The sequence below is a fragment of the Methylobacterium crusticola genome, assembly GCF_003574465.1.
GTDB classification, from domain to species: Bacteria; Pseudomonadota; Alphaproteobacteria; order Rhizobiales; family Beijerinckiaceae; genus Methylobacterium; species Methylobacterium crusticola.
This window is the reverse complement of record NZ_KZ984611.1, coordinates 23421-47960: the sequence shown is the minus strand read 5'-3', so window position 1 is coordinate 47960 and position 24540 is coordinate 23421. Positions and strand designations below refer to the sequence as shown.

Below are 24540 nucleotides of genomic sequence, written 5' to 3'. Positions count from 1 at the left end.
CGGACCTCGCGGGGCTCGCCCGCGACCTCGCCCGCGCGCGGCCCGCCCCGGCCCGGCCCGCGGCGCCGGGTCCGCTCGCGGACCTCGACGGCCCCCGGTGAGGCGCAGCCCCGCGCTCCCCGCCGGCGGGACCGCCAGGATCCCGTGATGGCGGTCCCGTGGTGGCGAAACCGCCGCGGTCTCGTCACGGTGGCAGCGCGATATTGCCAAGGTTCCGGCCGAGACAGCGAGGATCGACGATTCGCGCCCGGGGACCCCGCGATGCCCAGTCTCACCCGCCGCGCCGCCCTCATCGGCGGCACCGCCCTCGCGGGCGGCCCCTTCCTCGCCGGCACGGTCCGGACCGCGTGGGCGGCCGAGGACGCCGCCGCGCGCCTCGCGCAGCTCGAGCGCCGCGACGGCGGCAGGCTCGGCGTCGAGGTGCGGGACACCGGCACGGGCCGCCGCTTCGGCCACCGGGCCGACGAGCGCTTCCCGCTCTGCAGCACCTTCAAGGCCCTGGCGGCGGCCGCCATCCTGGCCCGGGTCGACCGGGCCGAGGAGAGCCTGGAGCGCCGGATGACCTACGCCCAGGCCGACCTCGACGCCTACGCGCCCGTGACGGGCCGGCACGTCGCGGACGGCATGACGCTCGCCGACATCTGCGCCGCCGCCGTGGTGTGGAGCGACAACACCGCCGGCAACCTGATGCTGCGGGCCCTCGGCGGGCCGGAGGGCGTCACCGCCTTCGCGCGGGCCCACGGCGACACCCTCACGCGCCTCGACCGCACCGAGCCCACCCTCAACACGGCGATCCCGGGCGACCCGCGCGACACCACCACCCCGGCCGCCATGCTGGGCCTCCTCGAGGCGGTCCTCCTCGGCGAGGCCCTGTCGCCCGCCTCGCGCGCCCGCCTCGCCGGCTGGATGACCGAGAGCCCGACCGGCGCCAAGCGCCTGCGCGCCGGCGTCCCGGCGGACTGGCAGGTCGCCGACAAGACCGGCACGGGCGAGAACGGCACCGCCAACGTGGTGGCCCTGGTGCGCCGCCCGGGCGGTGCGCCGCTGCTGGCGAGCGTGTATCTCACCGGGTCGCCGGCCGAGCCCGACGCGCGCAACGCCCTGCACGCCGAGGTCGGCCGGCTGATCGCCCGGACGTTTCCGGGCGCCTGAGCGCCGCGGCCCGCCATGTCGAAGACCACCCGCGCCACCCTCGCGCTGAGCCGCGCCGGCGTGCCCCACAGCGTCCACGCCTACGCGTACGACCCGGACGCCGCCCGCATCGGGCTGCAGGCCGCCGAGGCCCTCGGGGTGCCGCCGGAGCGGGTGCTCAAGACCCTGATGGCCCAGGCGGACGCGAGACCGGTCTGCGTGCTGGTGCCCTCGGACCGGGAGGTGTCGCTCAAGAAGCTCGCGGCGGCCTTCGGGGCGAAATCCGCCGCGATGATGCGCCCGGCCGAGGCCGAGCGGCTGACCGGGTACCACGTCGGCGGCATCAGCCCGCTCGGGCAGAAGCGGGCCGTGCCGACCCTCGTCGACGCCGCCGCCCTCGGGCACGCCCGCGTCTTCGTCAACGGCGGCCAGCGGGGCCTCCAGGTGCAGCTCGCGCCCGGCGACCTCGTGGCCCTGCTCGGCGCCCGCACCGAGTCCGTGACCTGAGCCCCGCAACGCTCCGTTAACCACGACCCCGCAAGGCTCCCGGGGCGGCGCACCCGGAATGCGGCCGGCGCACGGGAGTGACGGAGCGATGCGGCACGGCGGGAGGCTCGTCGGGAGCCTGGTGGGGCTCGCCCTCGCGGGCACGGCGCTCGCCGCCGACCTGCCCGGCCCGGGCCACGAATCCGGCATCCGCTACTTCCCCCGCGGGGACGGCGACGTCGCGCGCCGCGGAGCCCCGCCCTGGGGCGGCGCGGCCTGCCCGCCGGGCCGGCCCCTCGTGCCGACGAACGGCCCCCTGGACCCGACCTACGTCGGCTCGCCCTACGGCCTCGGCAAGCCGAGCTACTACGGCTTCCCGCCGCCCCTCGGCGTCGACGACCCCTACGGCCGGCGGCTGCGCGCCTGCCCCTGAACCGGCCCCCCGACGGCGCCCGGGAGCCGCGTCCGGGACCGGCGCGGCGCCGGGTCACTCGGCCGGAGGCCGGGCGCTCTCGCGGAACGGGTGGGCCGGGTAGGTGCCGATGATCCGGAACGCGCTCGAGAAGTAGGTCAGCTCGTCGAGGGCCCGGCGCAGGGACGGCTCGTCGGGGTGGCCGTCGACCTCGGCGTAGAACTGGGTCGCGGTGAACTGGCCCTCGACCATGTAGCTCTCGAGCTTCGTCATGTTGACGCCGTTGGTGGCGAAGCCGCCGAGGGCCTTGTAGAGCGCGGCCGGGATGTTGCGCACCCGGAACACGAAGCTCGTCACGGCCGGCCCCGCCTCGGGCGGCGGCGGGGCGGGCCGGCGGGCCAGCACCACGAACCGGGTGGTGTTGTGGGCCTCGTCCTCGACGTCCGCCTCCAGGATCTCGAGGCCGTAGATCTCGCCCGCCAGGCGCGGCGACAGCGAGGCGCGGGTCGGGTCGCCCGCCTCCGCCACCTGGCGGGCGGCGCCCGCGGTGTCGGACGCCACCACGGCCTTGAGGCCGAGGCGCCGGATGACCTTGCGGCACTGGCCCAGGGCGTGGATGTGGCTGTGCACGCTGCGGATCGCCGCGAGGGGCGTGCCGGGCAGCGCCATGAGCTGGAAGTGGATCGGCAGGAACTGCTCGCCCACGATGTGGAGGCCCGAGGCCGGCAGCAGGTGGTGGATGTCGGCGACGCGGCCCGCGATGGAGTTCTCGATCGGGATCATGCCGAGGTCGGCGCTGCCGTCGGAGACCGCCGTCAGGGCGTCCTCGAAGGTGGCGCAGGGCAGCGGCGTCGCGTCGGGATAGGCCTCCGCGCACATGATGTGCGAGTTGGCCCCGGGCTCGCCCTGGTAGGAGATGATCTGGCTCATGGGATCGACAGGCTTCCGAGACGGGTCAGTTCAGGCGCCGGGCCGCCAGGATGGCGCGGGCGCGCGCGAGGTCGTGGGGCGTGTCGACGCCCAGCGGCACGTCGTCCACCACCACGGCGTCGATGCGCATCCCGGCCTCGAGGGCGCGGAGCTGCTCCAGCCTCTCGCGCTGCTCCAGGGGGCTCTGGGGCAGGGCGACGAAGCGGGCGAGCGCGCGCCGGCGATACGCGTAGAGGCCGATGTGGTGGTGGAGCGGCCCCTCGCCCCAGGGCGCGGTCGCCCGGGTGAAGTAGAGCGCGCGCAGGCGCCGCGGGCCCACCGCCGTGCCGACGAGCTTGACGACGCTCGGCGCCGTGCGCTCGTCCTCCCGGGTGATGACGGCGCAGAGCGTCGCGATGTCCACCGCCCGGTCGGCGAGCGGCGTCACCGCCGCGGCGATGGCCGCGGGGTCGATGGTCGGCAGGTCGCCCTGGACGTTGACCACCACGTCGTGACGCCCCTCCGGGTCGATCACCGCCAAGGCCTCCGCCAGGCGGTCGGACCCCGAGGGGTGGTCGGGCCGGGTCATCACCGCGAGCCCGCCTACGGCCTCGACCGCAGCCACGATGGCGGGCGTGTCGGTGCAGACCACCACCGGCCCGATGCCGGCCTCGATCGCCCGGCGCCAGACGTGCACGATCATCGGCTCGCCGGCGATGTCGGCCAGCGGCTTCTCGGGCAGCCGCGTGGCGGCGAGGCGGGCGGGAATCAGGACGAGCGGATCGGACATGGCGGATCGTTGGGGGCCGGCGAAGCCGGGGCTCTTACCAGCGGCCGTGGCGCTTGTCATGGCGCGGCCGTCGTGGCGGCCGTCTCGGCCTCCGTCGTGGCGCGCCGGGCCGCGGCCCGCGGGGGAGACGCGGGGACCCCGGGCCGTTCCCGGTCGGCGTGCTGCGACCAACGGACAGCGTTTAGAGCCATTGTCAACGGCGTTGCAGAACGGCTAAGCACCCCCCGACGTTCCTGAGCGGCGCGGCGTCCCCGACGCGCCGCGTCCTGTCGCCACCCGCCCCAGAGGCCCTGCTCATCGGAGCACCGGAGCTGCCGAGTATGGATTCCTTCGAGCTTAACAAGGTCGCCGGCGCGGTGCTCGGCGCATTGCTGTTCGCGATGGGCACGGGGTTCCTGGCCGAGCTGATCTACAAGCCGAAGCCGGCGGGTGACCGCGGCTACGCGCTGCCGGCCGCCCAGGAGGCGGCCGCGGGCGGCGGCGCGCCCGAGGCCGCCAAGGACGAGCCCCTGCCGGTGCGGCTCGCCAGCGCCGACGCCGCCAAGGGCCAGTCGGCGGCCAAGAAGTGCCAGGCCTGCCACAGCTTCGAGAAGGGCGGCCCGAACAAGGTCGGCCCGGACCTCTGGGGCGTCGTCGGGCGGGCGAAGGGCAGCCACGAGGGCTTCAACTACTCCGCCGCCATGAAGGCGAAGGGCGGCGAGTGGAGCTACGAGGACCTCGACCACTTCATCCACGGCCCCAAGGCCTTCGTGGCGGGCACCATCATGGCCTTCGCGGGCGTGCCCTCCGGCCAGGAGCGGGCCGACATCCTGGCCTACCTCAAGGGCCTCTCGGACAAGCCGGTCGACTTCCCCAAGCCCTGAGGCCCGGGGCCCAGGTCCCGAGACCCGGGTCCTGAGGACCGCGCCCCGAGGGGCCGGCCCCGGACGGTCCACCGCTCGACCCGCGGCGCGGCGGCGATCGCCGTGCGGCAGGGATCGCGGCGCGAGAAGAATCGAAGTGCGGACCCGGAGCGTTCGGCGCGCCGGCCTCTCCCGTTCGGGGGCATCCGACCGCGGGCGCCGGTCGCGCGCGGGGGGCCTTGCGCCCTGCGCGGACGCGCCCCGGTTGGCGCTGCGGCGGCTTGCGACCTACAACGGGAGCGACGCGCCCACGCCCGGCCCGCGCCGGCCCTTCCGGAGGACACCCCCCGCGTGATCGCACGCAACGCCGCCGCCCTCGCCCTCCTGTGCCTCGCCGCCGTGCCCGCCTGGGCGCAGGACGGCGCCTGGCGCCACGGCCTCTCGCTCCTCGGCACGCCCAAATACCCGGCGGACTTCACCCACTTCGACTACGCCGACCCGGGCGCCCCGAAGGGCGGCCTGCTGCGGATCGGCACGCAGGGGTCCTACGACAACTTCAACCTCGTGGTGTCCGGGGTGAAGGGCGACCTCGAGGGCCAGATCCCGCTGATCTACGACACGCTGATGACGGAGGCGGGCGACGAGCCCTTCACCTCCTACGGCCTCCTCGCCGAGGGGGTGCAGCTCGCCGACGACCTCGGCAGCGTCACCTACCGGCTGCGCCCGCAGGCGCGCTGGCACGACGGCGAGCCCCTCACGGCGGACGACGTGGTGTTCTCCTTCGCGCTGCTGAAGGCGAACAGCCCGCAATACGCCTTCTACTACCAGAACGTGAGCAAGGCCGAGGCGACCGGCCCGCGCGAGGTGCGCTTCACCTTCTCGGAGACCGGCAACCGCGAGCTGCCCCAGATCGTCGGCCAGCTGCCGGTGCTGCCCCGGCACTGGTGGCAGGGCCGCGACGCGCAGGGCCGCCCCCGCAACCCGACCGAGACGACCCTCGAGATCCCGCTCGGCTCCGGCCCCTACCGCCTCGCCCGCTTCGAGGCCGGCCGCTCCGTCGCCTACGAGCGGGTGCCCGACTACTGGGGCCGCGACATCCCGGTGAACAAGGGGCGCTACAACTTCGACACCGTCCGGGACGAGTATTTTCGCGATGCCACGGTGCTGATCGAGGCCTTCAAGGCCGACCAGTTCGACTGGCGCTCGGAGAACATCGCCCGCAACTGGGCCACCGCCTACGACGGCTTCCCGGCGGTCCGGGAGGGCCGGATCGTCAAGGAGGAGTTCCCGCAGCGCGGGCTCGGCCTCATGCAGGCCTTCACCTTCAACCTGCGCCGGCCGAAATTCGCCGACGAGCGGGTGCGCCGGGCCTTCAACCTCGCCTTCGACTTCGAGGAGATGAACCGCACCCTGTTCTACGGCCTCTACCGGCGGGTCGATTCCTACTTCTTCGGCACCGAGCTCGCCTCCTCGGGCCTGCCCGAGGGGCCGGAGCGGGAGATCCTGGAGAGCGTGCGCGACAAGGTGCCGGCGAGCGTGTTCACCACGCCCTACCGGAACCCCGTCAACGGCAGCGCCGAGGCCCTGCGCGCCAACCTGCGGGAGGCGGTGCGCCTGCTCCAGGAGGCGGGCTACGAGATCCGCGGCGGCCAGATGGTCGAGAAGGCCACGGGCCAGCCCCTCACGGTGGAGTTCCTCGGCTACGACAACTCCGCCGAGCGGGTGGTGCTGCCCTACCGCGCCCAGCTCGAGCGCGTCGGCATCAAGGTCTCCCTGCGCCTCGTCGACCCGGCCCAGTACCAGAACCTGGTGCGCAGCTTCGACTTCGACGCGCTCGCGCTGAACTCCTGGGCCGAGTCGCTCTCCCCGGGCAACGAGCAGCGCGACTTCTGGGGCTCGGCCGCCGCCGACCGGCCGGGCTCGCGCAACATCGCGGGCATCAAGGACGCGGGGATCGACGCGCTGATCGACCGGGTGATCTTCGCCACCGACCGGCCCGGGCTCGTGGCGGCGACCCGGGCGCTCGACCGGGTCCTCCTCGCCCACGACTACGTCGTGCCGCAATGGGCCTCCGACGTGACCCGCACCCTGCGCTGGAACCGCTTCGCCCACCCGGCCACGCTGCCGCGCTACGGCGGCTCGGGCTTCCCGACGACGTGGTGGTACGACGCCGCGCTCGCGGCCAGGACCGGGGTGGCGCGATGATCGACCGCCGGGGCCTGCTCGCCGGCGGCGGGGCCGCCCTCCTGGCCGGGGCTGCCGTCCCGGCCGGCAGCCGGCCGGCCCGGGCCGCGGAGGCGGAGCGCCACGGCCTCTCGAGCTTCGGCGACCTCAAGTACCCGGCGGGATTCCCCCGCTTCGACTACGTCGAGCCGCTGGCGCCCCGGGGCGGCACCTTCTCGACGCAGATCACCTCGACGGCCGGCAACCAGGCCTTCGAGACCTTCAACACCCTCAACATCTACGTGCTGAGGGGCGACGGCGCCGCCGGCATGGACCTGACCTTCGACAGCCTGATGGTCCGGGCGCTCGACGAGCCCGACAGCCTCTACGGCCTCGTCGCCCGCTCCGTCGCGGCGAGCGAGGACGGCCTCACCTACCGCTTCGCCCTGCGCCCCCAGGCCCGCTTCCACGACGGCGCGCGCCTGACCGCCCGGGACGTCGCCTTCTCGATCGAGACCCTCAAGCACAAGGGGCACCCGCGCATCGCCCAGGTGCTGCGCGACGTGGCGGGGGCGCGCGCCGACGGCGAGGGCACGGTCGTGGTCACGTTCGCGCCGGGCCGCAGCCGCGACCTGCCGCTGATCGTCGCCGAGCTGCCGATCTTCTCGGCGGCCTACTACGCCGGCCGCGACTTCGAGGCCTCGACCCTCGAGGCGCCCCTCGGGTCCGGCCCCTACCAGGTCGCGCGCTTCGAGGTCGGCCGCTTCATCGCCTTCGAGCGCGTGCGCGACTACTGGGGCGCCGAGCTTCCGGTGAACGTCGGCCAGAACAACTTCGACGAGATCCGGTACGAGTATTTTCGCGACCGCGACGTCGCGTTCGAGGCCTTCAAGGCCGGCACCTTCACCTGGCGGGAGGAGTTCACCGCCCGGGTCTGGGCCACCGGGTACGACTTCCCGGCGGCGCAGGAGGGCCGCGTCAAGCGCGAGACCGTGCCGGACGCCACGCCCTCGGGCACCCAGGGCTGGTGGTTCAACACGCGCCGGCCCGTGTTCCGCGATCCCCGCATCCGCGAGGCGATCGGGCTCGCCTTCGACTTCGAGTGGAGCAACCAGAACCTGATGTACGGCGCCTACGCGCGCACGGCCTCGTTCTTCGAGAACTCGGACCTGAAGGCGCAGGGCCTGCCCTCGCCCGAGGAGGCGGCCCTGCTCGAGCCCTGGCGGGGGCGGGTGCCGGACGAGGTCTTCGGCGAGCCGTGGGCGCCGCCGCGCTCGGACGGCTCGGGCCAGGACCGGGCGCTGCTGCGCCGGGCCGACACGCTGCTGCGGCAGGCCGGCTGCACCCGCGAGGGCGGCCAGATGAAGCTGCCGGACGGCCAGCCGCTCGCCTTCGAGTTCCTCGACTCGAGCCCGGTCTTCCAGCCGCTGGTGCAGCCCTTCATCAAGAACCTCGGCCTGCTCGGCATCCGGGCGAGCTCGCGCCTCGTCGACGCCGCCCAGTACCAATCCCGGCTCAAGGATTTCGACTTCGACGTGGTGTCCTCCCGCTTCGGCGGCTCGGTGACGCCCGGCGCCTCCCTGCGGGAGGTCTACGGCGGCCGCAGCGCCGGGACGCCGGGCTCCCAGAACCTCGCCGGCATCGGCGACCCGGCCGCCGACGCGATGCTCGACCGCATCGCCGACGCGGGCACGCGGGCCGAGCTCACCACCGCCTGCCGGGCCCTCGACCGGGTGCTGCGCGCCGGCCGCTACTGGGTGCCGATGTGGTACGGCGCCTCCCACCGCCTGGCGGTCTGGGACGTGTACGGCCGCCCGCCCGCGCTGCCGCGCTACGGGCTCGGCGCGCCCGCGATCTGGTGGCACGATGCCGGGAAGGCGCGGCGGATCGGACGGAGCTGAGCATGGCCGCCTACATCCTGCGCCGCCTGCTCCTGATGATCCCGACGATCCTCGGCATCATGCTGGTCTCGTTCGTGATCGTGCAGTTCGCCCCCGGCGGGCCGGTGGAGCGGGTGCTCGCCCAGCTCCAGGGCCAGAACACCGCGATGTCGCGGGTGACGGGCGGGGGCGGAGACCTCGGCGGGCGGGCGGCGGCGCCGTCCGGCGGCGAGTCGAGCTCCCGCTACCGCGGCGCGCAGGGGCTCGACCCCGCCTTCATCCGGCGCCTCGAGGAGCAGTACGGCTTCGACAAGCCGGCGCCCGAGCGCTTCGCCAAGATGCTGTGGGACTACGCCCGCTTCGATTTCGGCAAGAGCTACTTCCGCGACGTCTCGGTGATCCAGCTCATCCGCGAGAAGCTGCCGGTCTCGGTCACGCTCGGCCTCTGGATGACGCTGATCTCCTACGCGATCTCGATCCCCCTCGGCATCCGCAAGGCGGTGCGGGACGGCTCGCCCTTCGACATCTGGACCTCCGGCGTGGTCATCGTCGGCTACGCGATCCCGGGCTTCCTGTTCGCGATCCTGCTGATCGTGCTCCTCTCCGGGGGCTCGTTCTTCCAGATCTTCCCCCTGCGCGGCCTGACGAGCGAGGGCTGGGCGCAGTTCTCGCCGATCCACAAGGTCACGGACTACGTCTGGCACATCACGCTGCCGATCACCGCCATGGCGATCGGCGCCTTCGCGACCGCGACGCTGCTCACCAAGAACTCGTTCCTGGACGAGATCCGCAAGCAGTACGTGATCACCGCCCGCATGAAGGGCCTGTCCGAGCGCCAGGTGCTCTACGGCCACGTCTTCCGCAACGCCATGCTGATCGTGGTGGCGGGCTTCCCCGGCGCCTTCATCTCGGCGTTCTTCGCCGGCTCGCTCCTCATCGAGACCATCTTCTCCCTCGACGGCCTCGGCCTCCTGTCCTTCGAGTCGATCGTCAACCGCGACTACCCGGTGGTGTTCGCCAACCTCTACATCTTCTCGCTGCTCGGGCTCGTGGTGAACCTTCTCTCCGACCTGACCTACAGCTGGATCGACCCGCGGATCGATTTCGAGACGCGGGCGGTGTGAGGCCAACGCGCCGGGTCTGCCGGGGGGCGCGGCGCCGCGCTCTCCGGCCCGGATCGGGGCCCTGGCATGGATACTGCGTGCTCTCGTGCGCGTTCCACCCCGCGTGGACCACCCCGGTGGCCCGGGCCCGCGGGTCTCCGGGCGCCCCGCACTCAAGGAAGCGCGATGCCGCGTCTGTTCGCCTGCCTGCTCGCGGGCCTCGTCCTGTCCTCACCCCTGGCGTCGATCCCGGCCGCGGCCCAGACCCTGCGCTTCGGCCTGATGGAGGATCCGGACGCCCTCGACCCCACCCTGTCGCGCACCTTCACGGGCCGCATGGTGTTCGCGGCGCTCTGCGACAAGCTCGTGGAGATCGGGCCCGACCTGAAGCCCGTGCCGCAGCTCGCCACGTCCTGGACGCTCTCGGAGGACGGCAAGGCGCTCACCATGCGGCTGCGGCCGGGCGTGCGCTTCCACGACGGCGAGCTCCTGAACGCCGCGGCGGCCAAGTACTCGATCGAGCGGCACCTGAAGATGCCGGGCTCGCAGCGCCGGGGCGAGATCTCGCCCGTCGACGGCGTCGAGGCCGTGGACGACCTGACCATCCGGATCAACCTGAAGACGCCGTTCGCCCCCCTGCTCGCGCAGTTCACCGATCGCGCCGGCATGATGGTGTCGCCCAAGGCCGCGGAGAGGCTCGGCGACAGGTTCGCCACCGCGCCGGTCTGCGCCGGGCCCTACCGGTTCGTCGAGCGGGTGCCCCAGGACCGCATCGTGGTCGAGCGCTTCGACGATTACTGGAACAGGGACGCGGTCCAGATCAGGCGCATCGAGTTCCGGCCGATTCCCGACGCGACGGTGCGGCTCACCAACCTGCGGGCCGGGCAGCTCGACCTGATCGAGCGCCTCGCGCCCACCGACCTGCCCCAGGTCACGCGGGACGCCAAGCTCAAGGTCGGCTCGGCCTACGAGCTCGGCTTCCAGGGCGTGGTGTTCAACACGGCCCGGGAGGGCTCGGCCGTCGCCGACCCGCGGGTGCGGGCCGCCTTCGACGCCGCCATCGACCGCAACGCCATCACGCAGGTCGTCTACAACGGCGAGTTCCTGGCCGGGAACCAGTGGGTCTCGCCCCGGAACCCGAACTACGTCGCCGAGCACCCGATCCCCAAGCGCGACGTCGCCAAGGCGAAGGCGCTCCTCAAGGAGGCCGGGATCGAGAAGCCGGCCATCACCCTGATGGTCTACGCCAACAGCGACGCCCCGCAGGTGGGCCAGGTGATCCAGGCCATGACCAAGGAGGCGGGCTTCGACATCCGCATCCAGGCCACCGACTTCACCACCTCCCTCGACCTCGCCGACAAGGGCAGCTTCGAGGCCTACCTCTACAACTGGAGCGGCCGGCCCGACCCGGACGGCAACACCTACAGCTTCCTCGCTTGCAAGATGCCGCTGAACTACGCGCGCTACTGCGACGCCGAGGCCGATTCGGCGATGAACGCCGAGCGCCTGACCACCGACGCGGGCCAGCGCAAGGCGGCCTGGAAGCGCCTCGCCGACCGGGTGCTCACCGACAAGCCGCTCGTCTACCTCACCCACCGCAAGCTGCTCTGGGCCTACACCCCGAAGCTCACCGGCTTCGGCGAGTACCCGGACGGGCTCGTGCGCTTCACGGGCCTGCGGCTCGACTGAGCGGGCGGACCGGCGCGGGGCCGCCGGAATGCCCGCCGCGATCGCTCCGGCCCCCGCGGCGCTCCGCGCGCCCGGATGCCCGGGGCAGCGGCCCGGGTGCCCAGGGCGCCGGCCCGGGTGCCCGCCGCATCGGCGCCGTCCGGGGCAACGCCCGACAGGCGCGGGCCGGTCCGGCGCCGGCGCGTCCCGGGGACTGGATCGGAGGACGGCCTGATGCTGCGCTTCCTCGCCCGGCGCCTCGCCCTGGCGCTGCCCACGCTGGTCATCGCCTCGATGATCATCTTCGCGCTCCAGCAGCTCCTGCCGGGCGACACCGCGACCGCGCTCTCTGGCGAGGAGCGCGACCCGCAGGTGATCGCCTTCATCCGGGCGAAGTACCACCTCGACCGGCCGCTCCCGGTCCGCTACGCCTACTGGGCCGACGGGGTGCTGCGGGGCGACCTCGGCGAGTCGATCCGGCTCCAGAAGCCGGTGATCGAGCTCGTGCGCGAGAAGCTGCCGGTGACCCTCGAGCTCGCCTGCTTGGCGATGCTGGTGGCCCTCGCGATCGGGGTCCCGATGGGCATCGTCTCGGCGGTGCGGCCCGGCACCTGGATCGACGGGCTCGCCAACGGGATCGCGCTCTGGGGCCTGTCGGTGCCGAACTTCTGGCTCGGCATCCTGATGATCCTGCTGTTCTCGGTCCAGCTCGGCTGGCTGCCGGCCTCCGGCTACGTGCCGCCGGGCGAGAGCCTGGCCGACAACCTGAGGGGGATGGCGATGCCGGCCTTCGTGCTCGGCAACGCCATCGCGGCCGTGATGATGCGCCACACCCGGGCGGCGATGCTCGGCGTGCTCGGGAGCGACTACGTCCGCACCGCGCGGGCCAAGGGCGTGCCGGCCGCCCGGGTGGTCCTGCGCCACGCCCTGCCCAACGCCGCGATCCCGATCATCACCCTGGCGGCCCTCGAGTTCGGCCAGCTCCTGTCCGGCGCCGTGCTGACGGAGCAGGTCTTCTCCGTGCCGGGCTTCGGCAAGCTGATGGTGGACGCCGTGTTCAACCGCGACTTCGCGACCGTGCAGGGCGTCGTGATCTGCACCGCCGCGACCTACATCCTCCTCAACCTCGGCGCCGACCTGCTCTCGGCGCTCGTCAACCCGAAGCTGCGGCGGGCATGAGCGGGGCGGAGATCGGCACGACGGGCCGGGCGGCGGCTCCGCCGGAGGCCGCCCCGCGGCGCGAGCCCGGCGGGGCCGGGGCGTTCTGGCGCCGCCTGCGCGGGCGCCGCGGCGCGCTCCTCGGCCTCGCCATCGTGGCGGCGTTCGCGGTCCTGGCGCTCGGCGCCGCCTGGATCGCCCCCTACGACCCGACCGCGACCGACTGGGGGGCGGTGCGCGCCGCGCCGACGCTCGCCCACCCGTTCGGCACCGACGAGGTCGGGCGCGACGTGCTCGCGCGCATCGTCTACGGCGCCCGCGCGTCCCTCGGCGCGGGCCTGACCTCGGTGGCGCTCGCGGTGGCGCTCGGGCTGCCGCTCGGCATGCTGGCCGGCTACGCGGGCGGGGTGGTCGACGGGGCGATCATGCGCCTCACGGACGCGCTCCTCGCCATCCCGTTCCTGATCCTGGCGATCGCCCTCGCGGCGTTCCTCGGCCCGAGCCTGACCAACGCCATGGTGGCGATCGGGCTCTCGGCCACCTCGATCTTCGTGCGCCTGACCCGCGCCCAGGTCCAGGCGATCGCCGCCGAGGAGTACGTCGAGGCCGCCCGCGCGGTCGGCAACCCGCCCTGGCGCATCGCGCTCCACCACATCCTGCCGAACATCGTGCCGGCGATCCTGGTCCAGGCGACGCTCACCATCGCGGCCGCGATCATCGCGGAGGCGAGCCTGTCCTTCCTCGGGCTCGGCCAGCAGCCGCCCGACCCGTCCTGGGGCTCGATGCTCAACACCGCCAAGAACTTCCTCGACCAGGCGCCCTGGATGGCGATCTGGCCCGGGCTGTCGATCTTCCTCGCCGTGCTCGCCTTCAACCTCCTGGGCGACGGCCTGCGGGACGCCCTCGACCCCCGGGAGCGCCCGTGACGGCGCCGCCCGCATCCCCGGCCGCGCCGCCCCTCCTCGAGGTGCGCGACCTGGCGGTCGCCTTCGACGGCGACGGCGGCACGCTCCGGGCCGTCGACGGCGTCTCGTACGGGCTCGGCGAGGGCGAGACCCTCGGCATCGTCGGCGAGTCGGGCTCGGGCAAGAGCGTCCACGTGCTCGCCATGCTGGGCCTGATCCCGCGGCCGCCCGGGCGCGTCAGCGGCGGCCGGGTGCTGTTCTGCGGCCGCGACCTCCTCGCCCTGCCGGAGCGCGCCCTGCAGCGGGTGCGCGGAGCCGAGATCGGCATGGTGTTCCAGGACCCGATGAGCTCGCTCAACCCCGCCATGACGGTGGCGGCCCAGATCGCCGAGCCCCTGCGCATCCATCTCGGCCTCGACGCGCGCAGCGCCCGGGCGCGGGCGCGCGACCTCCTCGACCTCGTGCGCATCCCGGAGGCGGGCCGCCGCCTCGACCTCTACCCGCACGAGTTCTCCGGCGGCCAGCGCCAGCGGGTGATGATCGCGATCGGGCTCGCCTGCCGGCCGAAGCTCCTCATCGCCGACGAGGCCACCACCGCCCTCGACGTCACCGTGCAGGCCGAGATCGTCGCCCTGGTGCGGGAGCTCAAGCGCGAGATCGGCATGGCGATCATCTGGATCACCCACGACCTCGGCGTGGTGGCGGGCCTCGCCGACACCGTGCAGGTGATGTATGCCGGGCGCATCCTCGAGCGCGGCCCCGTCGACGCGGTCTTCTCCGACCCGCGCAACGCCTACACGCTGGGCCTCATCCGCTCCCTGCCCGACCTGAGCCGGGGGCGGGCCGGCCGGCGGCGCCTGCGCCAGATCGAGGGCAGCCCGCCCGACATGCGCCATCCCCCGCCGGGCGATCCCTTCGCGCCCCGCAACCCCTACGCGACGGCGCGCTGCCGCACCGAGGCCCCGCCGCTCCGGCAGGCGCCGGGCGCGGCCCCCGGCCACCTCGTCGCGGCCTGGTACGACCTGCCGGCGCTCATCGCCCGCGAGGACCGGGCGTGATGCGGGCGGCCCCCTCCCCGCTCGTCTGCGTGCGGGCCCTGAGCAAGCACTATCCCCTGCGGCACTGGTGGGGCGGCAGGGGATCGGTGTTCCGCGCCGTCGAGGACGTGAGCTTCGACGTCTTCCCGGGCGAGACCCTCGGCCTCGTCGGCGAGTCGGGGTCCGGCAAGTCGACGATCGGCCGGGCCGTCACCATGCTGAACCCGCCGACCGCCGGCACCGTCGCGTTCGAGGGCACGGACCTCGCCACGCTCAGCCCCCGGGCGATGCGCCGGATGCGCCGGCGCATCCAGATGGTGTTCCAGGACCCCTACGCGGCCCTCAACCCCCGCATGAGCGCGGGCGCCTACGTGGCGGAGGCGTTCCGGCTGCACCGGCCCGAGATGGGCCGGGCGGAGCGGCGCGACGAGGTGGCGGCCCTGTTCCGGCGGGTCGGCCTCGACCCGCGCCTCGCCGGGCGCTTCCCCCACCAGTTCTCCGGCGGCCAGCGCCAGCGCATCTGCATCGCCCGCGCGGTCGCGCTGAAGCCGAGCTTCATCGTGGCGGACGAGCCGATCGCGGCCCTCGACGTCTCGATCCAGGCCCAGGTCGTGAACCTGCTCCAGGACCTCCAGGAGGAGCTCGGGCTGTCCTACCTGTTCATCTCCCACGACCTGCGCATGGTGCGCTACCTCTGCCACCGGGTCGCGGTGCTGCGGCGCGGGCGCATCGTCGAGCTCGCCTCCAGCGATGCTCTGTACGGGAACCCCGTCCACCCCTACACCCGGGCCCTGCTCGGCGCCGTGCCGGTTCCCGACCCGGCCGCCGAGCGGGCCCGCCTCAGGGCCGCGAGCGCCGCGCCGGCGCCCGCGATCCCGGAGGGCGGCGTCCTGACCGAAGTCGCCCCCGGGCACTGGGTGGCGGCCTCAAAGCCGGAGGACCACCACCCGTGAGGGACTTTTCCAAGCCGGGGCGCTCGCCCGTCTACGCCGCCAACGCGGCGGTCGCGACCTCGCACCCGCTCTCGACGCTCAGCGCCATCGAGGTGCTGCGGGCGGGCGGCAACGCGGTGGATGCGGGCATCGCCGCGGTGGCGGTGCAGTGCGTGGTCGATCCCCTGATGACCGGCATCGGGGGGGATTGCTTCGCCCTCTACGCGCCCCGGGGCGCCGCGGTGCCGGTCGCCCTCAACGGCTCCGGCCGCAGCCCGGCCGCGGCGCACGACGCCTGGTACCTGGAGCGCGGCATCGCGCTCACCCCGACCTCGCCCCACGCCGTCACGGTGCCGGGGGCGGTCGCCGCCTGGGCGCGGCTCCTCGACGAGTACGGCAGCCGCAGCCTCGGCGAATTGCTGCAGCCGGCGATCCGCTTCGCCGAGGACGGCTACCCGGTGCAGCCCCGGGTCGCCCACGACTGGGCCCGCAACGTCGACAGGGTGGCGGGCGATCCCGCGGCGGCCGCCGCCTACCTCGTCGACGGGCGCGCGCCCGGGGTCGGCACGGTGATGCGCCACCCGGCGCTCGCCGCCACGCTCCGGCGCATCGCCGACGCGGGCCCGCGCGGCTTCTACGAGGGCCCGGTGGCGCGGGACATGGTGGCGCGCCTGCGCGCCCTCGGCGGCCTGCACACCCTCGAGGACTTCGCGGACGCCGCGCCCGAGGTCGTCGCCCCGATCACCACCCGCTACCGCGGCTACGACGTCTACGAGTGCCCCCCGAGCGGCCAGGGCCTGGCGGCGCTGATGATGCTCAACGTGGTGTCGCACGCCGACATCGCGGCCCTGGACGAGGTGGACCGCGTCCACCTCTTCGCCGAGGCCTGCAAGCAGGCCTACCACCACCGCGACGCGCTCTTCGCCGACCCGGGGCTGAACCGGGTGCCGGTGGAGCACCTGCTCTCGGAGGCCTGGCGGGCGAGCGCCCGGGGCGCCATCGACATGGCGCGGGCCCAGGCGCCGGTGATCTGGCCGGAGCTCGCCCACAAGGACACGGTCTACCTCAGCGTGGTCGACCGGGACGGCAACGCGCTCTCGCTCATCAACTCGATCTTCCAGGGCTTCGGCAGCGGCATCCTGGCGCCGGAGAGCGGGGTGCTGCTGCACAACCGCGGCCTGTCGTTCCGGATCGAGCCCGGCCACCCGAACACGATCGGGCCGAGGAAGCGCCCGATGCACACCATCATCCCGGGCATGCTGATGCGCGACGGCGCGGCGGTGGCGCCCTTCGGCGTCATGGGCGGGCACTACCAGGCCATGGGACACGTCGAGCTCCTCACCGGGATCATCGACCGCGGCCTCGACGTGCAGGAGGCCCTCGATGCCCCCCGCAGCTTCGCGTATGGCGGCGGGATCGAGCTGGAGAGCGGGTTCTCGCCCGGGACCGAGGCCGGCCTCAGGGCCCGGGGCCACGTCACCCGGCCGGCGGCCCCCCTGGGCGGGGGCCAGATCATCTGGATCGACCGGCGGGCGGGCGTGCTCGCGGCGGGCTCCGACCCGCGCAAGGACGGCAGCGCGCTCGGGTACTGAGCCGGGCCCCGGGCGCCCGCCGGCCGCTCAGGTCGCGTCGGCGGCCGGCTTGACCCTGATCAGGCGGTGGCCCGAGACCTCGGCGCCGGCCTCGGGCGCGAGGCGGCGGAACGACAGGGCCGAGAGGCCCGAGACCACGGCCACCGCCAGGAAGGCGGGCCAGAAATCCTCCGCCCGGATCGCCGTGCGGCCGTGCCAGGCCGCCGCGCTCTCCAGCGCGAAGGCCCCGAACGCCACCCCGATGCTGAGCGAGAGCTGCTGGGCCACGCTGGCGAGGCTCGTCGCCGCGCTCATGTCGCGCGGGTCGACGTCCGCGTACGCGATGGCGTTGACGGCGGTGAACTGGAGCGAGCGGAAGCAGCCGCCGATCAGCAGCACGCACAGGATCGCCGCGTGGGGCGTCTGCGGGGTGAACAGCCCGATGGCCGCCAGCAGGCCGGAGGCCACGACCGCGTTCGCCGTCATCACGGCCCGGAAGCCGTAGGCCCGCAGGATGCGGGCCGCGACCGTCTTCATGAACAGGGCGCCGGCCGCCGCCGCGAAGGTGAGCAGGCCCGAGTGCAGCGGATCGAGCCCGAAGCCGATCTGGAGCATCAGCGGCAGCAGGAACGGGATCGCCCCGGTGCCGATGCGAAACAGGCTGCCGCCGCCGACCGCCGTCCGGAAGGTCGGGTAGCGCAGGAGGTCGAGGCGGATCACCGGGTGGGGGACGCGCCGGGCGTGCAGGAGGTAGAGCCCGATGAGGACCGCGCCCGCCCCGGCGCAGGTCCAGGACACGGCCTCGGGCAGGAGGTGGCGCCCCCCCGAGGCGAGCCCGAGCATCAGGCTGGCGAGGCCCCCGCCCGAGAGCACGAAGCCGAGGACGTCGAGGGGCGGCCGCTCGGACTCGCGCAGGTCCTGGAAGTAGCGCGTGGCGAGCAGGATGCCGGCGAACCCGATCGGCAGGTTGATGAAGAAGATCCAGCGCCAGTGCAGCGTCGTGGTGATGAGGCCGCCGAGCGGCGGGCCGATCACCGGGCCGACCAGGGCCGGGATCGTCAGGGTGGCGAGGGCCTGCACGAGCTCGCTCTTCGGCACGCTGCGCAGGAGGACGAGGCGCCCGACCGGCACCATCATGGCGCCGCCCATGCCCTGCAGGAAGCGCGCGGCCACGAACCAGCCGAGGGAATCGGCCGCCGCGCAGGCGAGCGAGCCCGCCATGAACACCGCGAGCGCCCAGCGGAACACCGTGCGCGACCCGTGGCGGTCGGCCATCCAGCCGCTGATGGGGATGAAGATCGCCAGGCTGACGAGGTAGGCGGTGAGCGCGAGCTTCAGGGCGATCGGGTCCTCGCCGAGATCGGCCGCGATCGCCGGCAGGGAGGTCGCGATCACGGTCGAGTCCGTGTTCTCCATGAACAGGGCCGTGGCGACGACCAGGGGGACGATCCGGGTGCTGCGCATGGCGCGCTCTCTAGCAGCGCGGCCGCCTCCGGGCAGCGGAAATCTGTGGCGGTGCCGGAGGTTTGATCGGGGCGCCGGGAACGCGGATCGTTTCCCCGCGGCCCTGGTTCCGGCGCGCCGCGCCGGGGCGCCGGAACCAGGGCCGCGCGGGAGCGCGGCCCGGCCATCCGTCTACTCCGCCGCGAGGGCCCGGGCGCCCTCCGAGGCCGCCCCCGCGCCCCGGGGCGGCGTCCCGGCGAGGTCCGGGGCGGCGACGCGCGGGGCCGGCGCCTCGGCCACCGGCATCCCGCCCTCCTCCGCGAAGGGCGCGAACCGGCGCTGGTCCCCGTCGTAGGCCAGGAGGTCCCCGGTCCCGATCTCGAAGAACCAGCCGTGCAGGCGCAGCCGCCCCCGGGCGAGGCCGGCCGCCACGCTCGGGTGGGTGCGCAGGTTCGCGAGCTGCACCACGACGTTCTCGAGGGCGAGGGCCCGCAGGCGGCTCGCGGGGTCGATGTCGTGCGGGTAGGCCTCGTGGACGATGCGGTCGGCCGCGTGGCTGTGGCGCAGCCAGGCGGCGACGTTCGGCATCGCCTCCAGGGCCTCGGGGTTCGTCAACCCCTTCATGGCCCCGCAATCCGAGTGGCCGCAGACCACGATGTCGCGCACGCCGAGGGCCATCACCGCGTACTCGATCGCCGAGGAGACGCCGCCGGTGACCTGCGAGGAGGGCGGCACGATGTTGCCGGCGTTCCGGCACACGAAGAGCTCGCCGGGGCCGGCCTGGGTGATGTGCTCGGGCGCGACGCGGGAATCCGCGCAGGCGATGATCAGCGCCTTCGGGTGCTGGCCGTCGCGCACGAGGCGCTCGTACATCCGCCGCTGCCCGGGGAAGACGGTGTCGCGGAAGGTGGAGATGCCCTGGATGATGCTGTCCACGGGAGTCCTTTCGGGAGGGGAAGGCGTGCCGGGCCCGCGCTGGCCCGGCCGGTCGTCCCGGCCGGCCGAGCGCCGCGGCGCCGGGATGGGGTGGTCCGGGGGGCGGTCGGCGGAGCGCGCCGGGGGCGAGCCGGCCTCAGCGGGTCGTGGTCCGGCGGGTGTCGTGGTCGGGATCCGGGACGGAGGAGCTGTTGAGCGCGCGCCCCGCCGCCTGCCGGCCGCCCTCTCCGGTGCCGGCCTGGGCGGCCACCGGCAGGACGAGGGCGGCGGCCAGCACGGTCGTGGTCACGATCATTCTCATGAAATCATCCCCTCGTCGTCGACATCTTGATGTCGCGGGACAGAGCGTCCCGATCGGACGAAGGGACCATGCGCGAAGATTTTCCGGCCCCGATGTGCGCTCGCGCACACACGTTATACTTTCGATTTAATCCCCGATGCGACCATGAATGCGCGTTTCTCGCTCGGAATGCTGCGTCATGCGGCCGAGAAACCCCCGCGGCATCGTGCCGGCCGGCAGGGCTGATCCCGCCGGGCGGCGGCACTGAGGGCCGCCGTGACCACGCGTCCCACTGTCGCCGGTCGGGGAATCCGCTAGCCCGCGTGGCGGGAGGGGGCGAGCGCGCGCTCCTCCGGGACGAGGCCCGCCCCGGGCGGCGGGGCGAGGGGAGGAACGAGGCGCGATGGCGTACTGGCTCTACAAGTCCGAGCCCTCGGTGTGGTCCTGGGACGATCAGGTCGCCGCCGGCGAGGCCGGCACGTTCTGGAGCGGGGTGCGCAACCACGTCGCCAAGAAGAACCTGGAGGCGATGCGGCTCGGCGAGCAGGGGTTCTTCTACCACTCGAACGACGGCAGGGCGGTGGTGGGCGTCGTCGAGGTGATCCGCACCTACTACCCGGACCACACCGACGCGAGCGGCCGCTTCGGCATGGTCGACATCCGGGCGGTGGCGCCCCTGCCGGCCCCCGTCAGCCTCGAGGCGATCAAGGCGGAGCCCGCGCTGAGGGCCATGGTGCTGGTCGCCAATTCCCGCCTCTCGGTCCAGCCGGTCACCGATGCCGAGTGGGCGCTCGTGCGCCGGATGGGCGGCCTGTGAGGGGCCGCCTCGCCGGGACCCTATGGCTGCTCGCCCTCTGGCTCGCGACGCCGGCGCAGGGACAGAAGGCGCGGCCGGCGCCCTCCCCGGCGCCGCAGACGGGCGCCGGCTCCGCCAAGGCGGCCGGCCGGATCGTGACCTGCGGGGCGCTCGCGAACCTGCGCATCCTGCTCACCGAGACCGGCGGGGACCCGGGCGCCGTCGCGGCCCGGCTCGCCGACCCGAAGGCGGACCACCTCGGCTGCGCGCGGACCGACCGCGACAAGGTCGAGGGTCCAGCCGAGCACGCCGTCGTGGGCGGCACCGCCTACGACTGCCTGAAGGTCCGGGAGTCGAGCCTGTGCCGCTGGGCCCTGTCGGCGGCCCCGGCCGAGGCGCGCTGAGGCGTCCCCGGGCCGCGCGTCCCGCTCCGACGCGGCCGCGGAGCCGCCGCCGCGTCGCGAGCCGCCTCAGATGCTCCAGTACGGCGTTGCGTTGAAGTAGCGGTGGACGTGCTCCTCCCAGGTGCGGTCGTAGGAGGGGTCGTTGCCGTCGGGCGTGGCGGCCGGGGCGGCGCGGAGCTGGTCCTCGGTGAGGTCGAGCACGTAGGCGTCCATCTGCGGGTCGAAGCGCAGCGTCTGCCACGGGATCGTGTGGTAGCCCTCGCCGATGCCCAGGAAGCCGCCGAAGCTCATCACCGCGTAGACGACCTTCCCGGTGGTCTTCTCGATCATCAGGCGCTCGATCCGCCCGATGCTGTCGCCGTTCGGGCGGCGCACGGCGGTTCCCTCGACGCGGTCGCTGGCGATCAGCGCGGCGGTCTGGCTGGTGGTGGTGCTGCCCATGTCGGAACGGTCGCCGACGGTCGGAGCGACGGTGGTCATCAGATTCCTCCAGGAACGAACACGCGCTATGCCCGGGCAACGCCGCTCCCGCGAAGCCTGTTCCGGGCGGAGCGCCCCGGGGCGTCCAGGCGGAGCGCCCCCGGGCGGGCGCGCGCAAAGTGGTTTCGCGCCGCCGCCGGTGCGGCTAGCGTCACCCCCATGCCGATTCGCACCGCCGCCGTCGCGCTGACGGCCCTCCTCGCCCTGGCCGCCCCCGCCTCCGCTCAGGACCGCGGCACCCTCGACCCGAAGCCCCTGCCGCCCCTCGCCAACCCGGACGACCCCGCGACGCCCGCCAAGGCGCTGTTCGGGCGCGCCATAACGGCGGCGGCGCTGCCCGCTCAGGCGATCGGCTTCTACGCCCGCGGCTGCATCGCGGGCGCGAAGGCCCTGCCGATCGACGGCGACACCTGGCAGGTGATGCGCCTGTCCCGCAACCGGAACTGGGGCCATCCGCGCCTCGTGGACTTCCTCGAGAAGGTCGCCGGCGAGGCCCCCCGCAAGGCGGGCTGGCCCGGGCTCCTCGTCGGCGACATGTCGCAGCCCCGGGGCGGGCCGATGCTCACCGGCCACGCCTCGCACCAGCTCGGCCTCGACGCCGACGTCTGGCTGACGCCGATGCCGGACCGGCGCCTGACCCGGGCGGAGCGCGAGGAGATGTCGGCCACCAACGTGGTGCGGCCCGACCGGCGCGACATCGACCCGCAGGTCTGGCGGCCGGAGCACCTGCGGCTGATCCGGATGGTGGCCAAGGAGCCCGACGTCGCCCGGATCTTCGTCAACCCGGCGATCAAGCTGGCGCTCTGCCGCGAGGCCGGCGGCGACCGGGGCTGGCTCACCAAGGTGCGGCCGATGTACGGCCACAACTACCACTTCCACATCCGGCTCGACTGCCCGGCCGGCGACCAGGCCTGCAAGGACCAGGAGCCGCCGCCCGGGGGCGACGGCTGCGGCGCCGAGCTCGATCACTGGTTCTCGGACGCGATCCTGAACCCCAAGCCCCGCCCGCCCGGCAAGCCCCGCCCGCCGATGACGCTGGCCGGGCTGCCGGACGCCTGCCGCACGGTGCTCAAGGCGCGCTGAGCGCCCACCCCGGCGGCGGGCCTTCCGCGAGGGCCGTTCCGCCCGCGGGGGCCTTTACGGCCCGCGGGGGCCTGCCGGCCCCCGAAGGGACGGCCGCCTGGCGCCGGTCCGGCGTTGCGGCTCAGGGGCGCACCAGCGTCCCGATGCCCGCCCGGGGCGGCTGGCCGAGCCAGAGCAGGACGAGGCCGAGCGCCAGGGCGACCGGGGCGGCGGGCGAGAGCGTGAAGGGCAGGCCGAGGAGCTTCCACAGGACCGGCTGGCCGCCCTCGGCCATGGCCTGGAGGCTCGCGGCGCGGTCCTTCAGCAGCGCCACCGCGACGTCGCTGACCGAGGTGACCAGAACGGCGTTGTTCGCGATCGAGCGGGCGCCGTCGTAGACGACCCCGACGAAGCCGGCGGCGAGCAGCAGGAGGCCGGCGAAGCGGCTCAGGAAGCGGATCATCCAGGGCTCCGGACCGCGCGTGGCGGAACGCCCCTGAGTAGAGAGCCGGCCCGGGGGGTGCAAGCGCGGCCTCGTGCCCGGTTGATCCGGGCCGCCGGGGCGTGCCAGGGCCTTGGCGTGTGTCAGGGCCTTGGGGTGTGCCAGGGCGTCGGGGCGTGCCAGGGCCTCGGGGCGACGAGGGAGCCGGGATGGACGGGGTTGCGGGGGGCACCGGCTTGCGGCCGGAGCTGGTGATCTTCGACTGCGACGGGGTGCTGGTCGACAGCGAGCCGATCAGCCTCGCGCGCCTGACGCGGAACCTCAACCGCATCGGCGTGCCGATCGACCTCGCCACGGTGGCGGAGCGCTTCACCGGCACCAGCATGGCGTCGATCATGGGGCACATCGCCCGCGACTACGGCATCGCCGAGCCCGCGGGCTTCACCGACGCGGTCCGGGCCGACACCCTGGCGGCGTTCGACGCCGAGCTGCGGGCCGTCGCGGGCGTCGCCGAGGTGCTGGAGCGCCTGCCGCAGCGGCGCTGCGTCGCATCGAGCAGCGATCCGGCGCGCCTGCGCCACGCCCTCTCCCTGACGGGCCTCCTGCGGCTGTTCGGCGACCACGTCTTCAGCGCCACCATGGTGGCGCGGGGCAAGCCGTTCCCGGACCTCTTCCTGTACGCCGCCGAGCGGATGGGCGCGGCGCCCGAGCGCTGCGTCGTCATCGAGGACAGCGTGCCGGGCGTGACGGCGGCGCGGTCGGCCGGCATCCCGGTCCTGGGCTTCTCCGGCGGCGGCCACTGGGGGCACGACCGGGCCGCGGCCGCCCTCCTGGCCGCCGGCGCCGCCCTGGTCTTCGACGATTTCCACCGCCTGCCGCACCTCCTCGGCGCGTGAGGCCGCCCGACCCCGGGGCGCGCGGAACATCCCCGGCCCCCCGTCGGATTGACTTAGCCCGGGTCGGACAACATCTCGCATCGAGACCCGTCGCCGTCGGACCCGGGACTCCTCCGCGGCGGCGCCGGTTCAGCCGGCGACCGGGCTTCGCCGCGTGCCTGCGTCCCTCCTCCGCTCACCGGAGCCTGCCGTGAGACCTGCCCGCATCGTCGCCTTCTCCGGCAACACGAGCCGCCCCTCGCGCACCCGCGCCCTGGTGGAGGCCGTCGGGGCTGAGCTCGCCCGCCAGCGCCGGATCGACCTCAGGGTCCACGACCTCGCCGAGGCGGGGGCGGGCCTCGGCGTCACCACCCGCGACGCCCTGCCGCTGCCGGTCGCCCACCTGATCGAGGCGATGGAGGGGGCCGACGCGCTCATCGTCGGCTCGCCGGTGCACAACGGCTCCTACTCGGGCCTGTTCAAGCACGTCATCGACTTCCTGGCGCCCGCGGCGCTCGCCGGCAAGCCGGTGGCGATCACGGCCACGGGCGGCGGGCCCCGCCACGCCCTGATGGTCGAGCACCAGATGCGGCCCCTGTTCGGCTTCTTCACCGCCCACATCGCTCCGACGGCGATCTACGCCGGGGAATCCGAGATCCGGGACGGCGTGGTGATCGACGCGGGCGTCGCCGCCCGGGTCGCGGCCGCCGCGGGCGAGCTGGCCCACCTCATCGACGTCGCCGAGGCCGCCCGCCTGGCCCGGGCGGCCCCGCCGGCCGCCGCCGCGCTCTGAGCGGAGCCCGGGCCGGAGCGGGAACGATCCCCGGCCCCGCCG

General features: G+C 74.3%; 25 protein-coding genes. 18 read left to right on the top strand and 7 right to left on the bottom strand.

Features of this window, described 5'->3' with window-relative positions:
* Window positions 1–261: 261 nt before the first annotated feature.
* From bla to DT057_RS00595, 3 genes are all read left to right on the top strand, one after another.
* Window positions 262–1152 carry a class A beta-lactamase gene (gene bla / locus DT057_RS00605; RefSeq protein WP_128560190.1) on the top strand — a complete coding sequence of 297 codons (891 nt, stop codon included), beginning with the start codon at window positions 262–264 and terminating at the stop codon, window positions 1150–1152.
* A gap of 15 nt (window positions 1153–1167) precedes the next feature.
* On the top strand, window positions 1168–1638 hold the full coding sequence (ybaK, locus tag DT057_RS00600; RefSeq protein WP_128560189.1) for a Cys-tRNA(Pro) deacylase: 471 nt from the start codon (window positions 1168–1170) through the stop codon (window positions 1636–1638).
* Between the two features lie 88 nt (window positions 1639–1726).
* Window positions 1727–2050: a hypothetical protein gene (locus DT057_RS00595; RefSeq protein WP_128560188.1), complete on the top strand. Its 324-nt coding sequence runs from the start codon at window positions 1727–1729 to the stop codon at window positions 2048–2050.
* A 54-nt stretch (window positions 2051–2104) separates the two neighbouring features.
* Here the strand turns inward: DT057_RS00595 and DT057_RS00590 are convergent, their stop codons facing one another.
* Both DT057_RS00590 and DT057_RS00585 read right to left on the bottom strand, forming a co-directional pair.
* Complete coding sequence (locus DT057_RS00590; RefSeq protein WP_128560187.1) at window positions 2105–2959, bottom strand: prephenate dehydratase; 855 nt, start codon at window positions 2957–2959, stop codon at window positions 2105–2107.
* A gap of 25 nt (window positions 2960–2984) precedes the next feature.
* Window positions 2985–3728 (bottom strand): 3-deoxy-manno-octulosonate cytidylyltransferase, encoded by a 744-nt coding sequence (locus DT057_RS00585; protein ID WP_128560186.1) that lies wholly within the window; start codon window positions 3726–3728, stop codon window positions 2985–2987.
* A gap of 320 nt (window positions 3729–4048) precedes the next feature.
* Here DT057_RS00585 and DT057_RS00580 point away from each other — a divergent pair, with 320 nt between their 5' ends.
* From DT057_RS00580 to DT057_RS00535, 10 genes are all read left to right on the top strand, one after another.
* Entirely contained in the window at window positions 4049–4591 is a 543-nt protein-coding gene (locus DT057_RS00580) for a c-type cytochrome (protein ID WP_128560185.1), read from the top strand.
* Window positions 4592–4921: 330 nt separating this feature from the next.
* Window positions 4922–6775 (top strand): extracellular solute-binding protein, encoded by a 1854-nt coding sequence (locus DT057_RS00575; RefSeq protein WP_128560184.1) that lies wholly within the window; start codon window positions 4922–4924, stop codon window positions 6773–6775.
* Entirely contained in the window at window positions 6772–8634 is a 1863-nt protein-coding gene (locus DT057_RS00570; RefSeq protein WP_128560183.1) for an extracellular solute-binding protein, read from the top strand. The genes DT057_RS00575 and DT057_RS00570 overlap by 4 nt, the downstream gene beginning before the upstream one ends.
* Window positions 8635–8636: 2 nt before the next feature.
* Window positions 8637–9737: a microcin C ABC transporter permease YejB gene (locus DT057_RS00565; protein WP_128560182.1), complete on the top strand. Its 1101-nt coding sequence runs from the start codon at window positions 8637–8639 to the stop codon at window positions 9735–9737.
* A 165-nt stretch (window positions 9738–9902) separates the two neighbouring features.
* Complete coding sequence (locus DT057_RS00560) at window positions 9903–11405, top strand: ABC transporter substrate-binding protein (RefSeq protein WP_128560181.1); 1503 nt, start codon at window positions 9903–9905, stop codon at window positions 11403–11405.
* Window positions 11406–11618: 213 nt separating this feature from the next.
* Window positions 11619–12563: an ABC transporter permease gene (locus tag DT057_RS00555; RefSeq protein WP_128560180.1), complete on the top strand. Its 945-nt coding sequence runs from the start codon at window positions 11619–11621 to the stop codon at window positions 12561–12563.
* Entirely contained in the window at window positions 12560–13468 is a 909-nt protein-coding gene (locus DT057_RS00550; protein ID WP_128560179.1) for an ABC transporter permease, read from the top strand. Before DT057_RS00555 ends, DT057_RS00550 begins: the two co-directional genes overlap by 4 nt.
* The gene (locus tag DT057_RS00545; RefSeq protein WP_128560178.1) at window positions 13465–14505 is read left to right on the top strand and encodes an ABC transporter ATP-binding protein; all 1041 of its coding nucleotides are present in this window, start codon (window positions 13465–13467) and stop codon (window positions 14503–14505) included. The genes DT057_RS00550 and DT057_RS00545 overlap by 4 nt, the downstream gene beginning before the upstream one ends.
* Window positions 14505–15437: an ATP-binding cassette domain-containing protein gene (locus tag DT057_RS00540; protein ID WP_128560177.1), complete on the top strand. Its 933-nt coding sequence runs from the start codon at window positions 14505–14507 to the stop codon at window positions 15435–15437. The genes DT057_RS00545 and DT057_RS00540 overlap by 1 nt, the downstream gene beginning before the upstream one ends.
* A complete protein-coding gene (locus DT057_RS00535) occupies window positions 15434–17008 on the top strand; it encodes a gamma-glutamyltransferase family protein (protein WP_128560176.1) in 1575 nt (524 codons plus the stop codon). The genes DT057_RS00540 and DT057_RS00535 overlap by 4 nt, the downstream gene beginning before the upstream one ends.
* Before the next feature lie 27 nt (window positions 17009–17035).
* On the opposite strand, the gene DT057_RS00530 is transcribed toward DT057_RS00535, so the two are convergent.
* The 3 genes from DT057_RS00530 to DT057_RS35320 all read right to left on the bottom strand — a co-directional run bounded on the left by DT057_RS00530 (window position 17036) and on the right by DT057_RS35320 (window position 19667).
* The gene (locus DT057_RS00530) at window positions 17036–18451 is read right to left on the bottom strand and encodes a DHA2 family efflux MFS transporter permease subunit (RefSeq protein ID WP_128560175.1); all 1416 of its coding nucleotides are present in this window, start codon (window positions 18449–18451) and stop codon (window positions 17036–17038) included.
* A gap of 171 nt (window positions 18452–18622) precedes the next feature.
* Window positions 18623–19366 (bottom strand): carbonic anhydrase, encoded by a 744-nt coding sequence (locus DT057_RS00525; protein WP_128560174.1) that lies wholly within the window; start codon window positions 19364–19366, stop codon window positions 18623–18625.
* Between the two features lie 136 nt (window positions 19367–19502).
* Entirely contained in the window at window positions 19503–19667 is a 165-nt protein-coding gene (locus DT057_RS35320) for a hypothetical protein (RefSeq protein ID WP_162501281.1), read from the bottom strand.
* 382 nt (window positions 19668–20049) lie between these two features.
* On the opposite strand from DT057_RS35320, the gene DT057_RS00520 reads away from it, so the two are divergent.
* Both DT057_RS00520 and DT057_RS00515 read left to right on the top strand, forming a co-directional pair.
* A complete protein-coding gene (locus DT057_RS00520; RefSeq protein WP_128560173.1) occupies window positions 20050–20463 on the top strand; it encodes an EVE domain-containing protein in 414 nt (137 codons plus the stop codon).
* The gene (locus tag DT057_RS00515) at window positions 20460–20846 is read left to right on the top strand and encodes a hypothetical protein (protein WP_128560172.1); all 387 of its coding nucleotides are present in this window, start codon (window positions 20460–20462) and stop codon (window positions 20844–20846) included. Before DT057_RS00520 ends, DT057_RS00515 begins: the two co-directional genes overlap by 4 nt.
* A gap of 66 nt (window positions 20847–20912) precedes the next feature.
* On the opposite strand, the gene DT057_RS00510 is transcribed toward DT057_RS00515, so the two are convergent.
* Complete coding sequence (locus tag DT057_RS00510; RefSeq protein ID WP_238313853.1) at window positions 20913–21287, bottom strand: PRC-barrel domain-containing protein; 375 nt, start codon at window positions 21285–21287, stop codon at window positions 20913–20915.
* Between the two features lie 198 nt (window positions 21288–21485).
* Between DT057_RS00510 and mepA the strand changes: the two genes are divergently transcribed.
* Window positions 21486–22409, top strand: a complete 924-nt coding sequence (gene mepA, locus DT057_RS00505) for a penicillin-insensitive murein endopeptidase (RefSeq protein WP_128560170.1) — start codon at window positions 21486–21488, stop codon at window positions 22407–22409.
* A gap of 121 nt (window positions 22410–22530) precedes the next feature.
* Here mepA and DT057_RS00500 read toward each other — a convergent pair whose 3' ends face one another.
* A complete protein-coding gene (locus tag DT057_RS00500) occupies window positions 22531–22851 on the bottom strand; it encodes a PetM family of cytochrome b6f complex subunit 7 (protein WP_128560169.1) in 321 nt (106 codons plus the stop codon).
* A gap of 188 nt (window positions 22852–23039) precedes the next feature.
* On the opposite strand from DT057_RS00500, the gene DT057_RS00495 reads away from it, so the two are divergent.
* Both DT057_RS00495 and DT057_RS00490 read left to right on the top strand, forming a co-directional pair.
* Complete coding sequence (locus DT057_RS00495) at window positions 23040–23726, top strand: HAD family hydrolase (protein ID WP_128560168.1); 687 nt, start codon at window positions 23040–23042, stop codon at window positions 23724–23726.
* 190 nt (window positions 23727–23916) lie between these two features.
* Window positions 23917–24498, top strand: coding sequence for an NAD(P)H-dependent oxidoreductase (locus DT057_RS00490; RefSeq protein ID WP_128560167.1), 582 nt, complete (start codon window positions 23917–23919; stop codon window positions 24496–24498).
* The last annotated feature ends 42 nt before the right edge of the window (window positions 24499–24540 follow it).

Bases quoted from the DNA above. Each gene is read 5' to 3' on its own strand.
- mepA (WP_128560170.1), top strand. From the start codon at position 21,486: ATGCCGATTCGCACCGCCGCCGTCGCGCTGACGGCCCTCCTCGCCCTG.
- DT057_RS00540 (WP_128560177.1), top strand. From the start codon at position 14,505: ATGCGGGCGGCCCCCTCCCCGCTCGTCTGCGTGCGGGCCCTGAGCAAG.
- DT057_RS35320 (WP_162501281.1), bottom strand. From the start codon at position 19,667: ATGAGAATGATCGTGACCACGACCGTGCTGGCCGCCGCCCTCGTCCTG.
- bla (WP_128560190.1), top strand. From the start codon at position 262: ATGCCCAGTCTCACCCGCCGCGCCGCCCTCATCGGCGGCACCGCCCTC.
- DT057_RS00555 (WP_128560180.1), top strand. From the start codon at position 11,619: ATGCTGCGCTTCCTCGCCCGGCGCCTCGCCCTGGCGCTGCCCACGCTG.
- DT057_RS00495 (WP_128560168.1), top strand. From the start codon at position 23,040: ATGGACGGGGTTGCGGGGGGCACCGGCTTGCGGCCGGAGCTGGTGATC.
- DT057_RS00520 (WP_128560173.1), top strand. From the start codon at position 20,050: ATGGCGTACTGGCTCTACAAGTCCGAGCCCTCGGTGTGGTCCTGGGAC.
- DT057_RS00510 (WP_238313853.1), bottom strand. From the start codon at position 21,287: ATGGGCAGCACCACCACCAGCCAGACCGCCGCGCTGATCGCCAGCGAC.
- DT057_RS00580 (WP_128560185.1), top strand. From the start codon at position 4,049: ATGGATTCCTTCGAGCTTAACAAGGTCGCCGGCGCGGTGCTCGGCGCA.
- DT057_RS00570 (WP_128560183.1), top strand. From the start codon at position 6,772: ATGATCGACCGCCGGGGCCTGCTCGCCGGCGGCGGGGCCGCCCTCCTG.
- DT057_RS00565 (WP_128560182.1), top strand. From the start codon at position 8,637: ATGGCCGCCTACATCCTGCGCCGCCTGCTCCTGATGATCCCGACGATC.
- DT057_RS00530 (WP_128560175.1), bottom strand. From the start codon at position 18,451: ATGCGCAGCACCCGGATCGTCCCCCTGGTCGTCGCCACGGCCCTGTTC.
- ybaK (WP_128560189.1), top strand. From the start codon at position 1,168: ATGTCGAAGACCACCCGCGCCACCCTCGCGCTGAGCCGCGCCGGCGTG.
- DT057_RS00550 (WP_128560179.1), top strand. From the start codon at position 12,560: ATGAGCGGGGCGGAGATCGGCACGACGGGCCGGGCGGCGGCTCCGCCG.
- DT057_RS00560 (WP_128560181.1), top strand. From the start codon at position 9,903: ATGCCGCGTCTGTTCGCCTGCCTGCTCGCGGGCCTCGTCCTGTCCTCA.
- DT057_RS00595 (WP_128560188.1), top strand. From the start codon at position 1,727: ATGCGGCACGGCGGGAGGCTCGTCGGGAGCCTGGTGGGGCTCGCCCTC.
- DT057_RS00585 (WP_128560186.1), bottom strand. From the start codon at position 3,728: ATGTCCGATCCGCTCGTCCTGATTCCCGCCCGCCTCGCCGCCACGCGG.
- DT057_RS00590 (WP_128560187.1), bottom strand. From the start codon at position 2,959: ATGAGCCAGATCATCTCCTACCAGGGCGAGCCCGGGGCCAACTCGCAC.
- DT057_RS00500 (WP_128560169.1), bottom strand. From the start codon at position 22,851: ATGATCCGCTTCCTGAGCCGCTTCGCCGGCCTCCTGCTGCTCGCCGCC.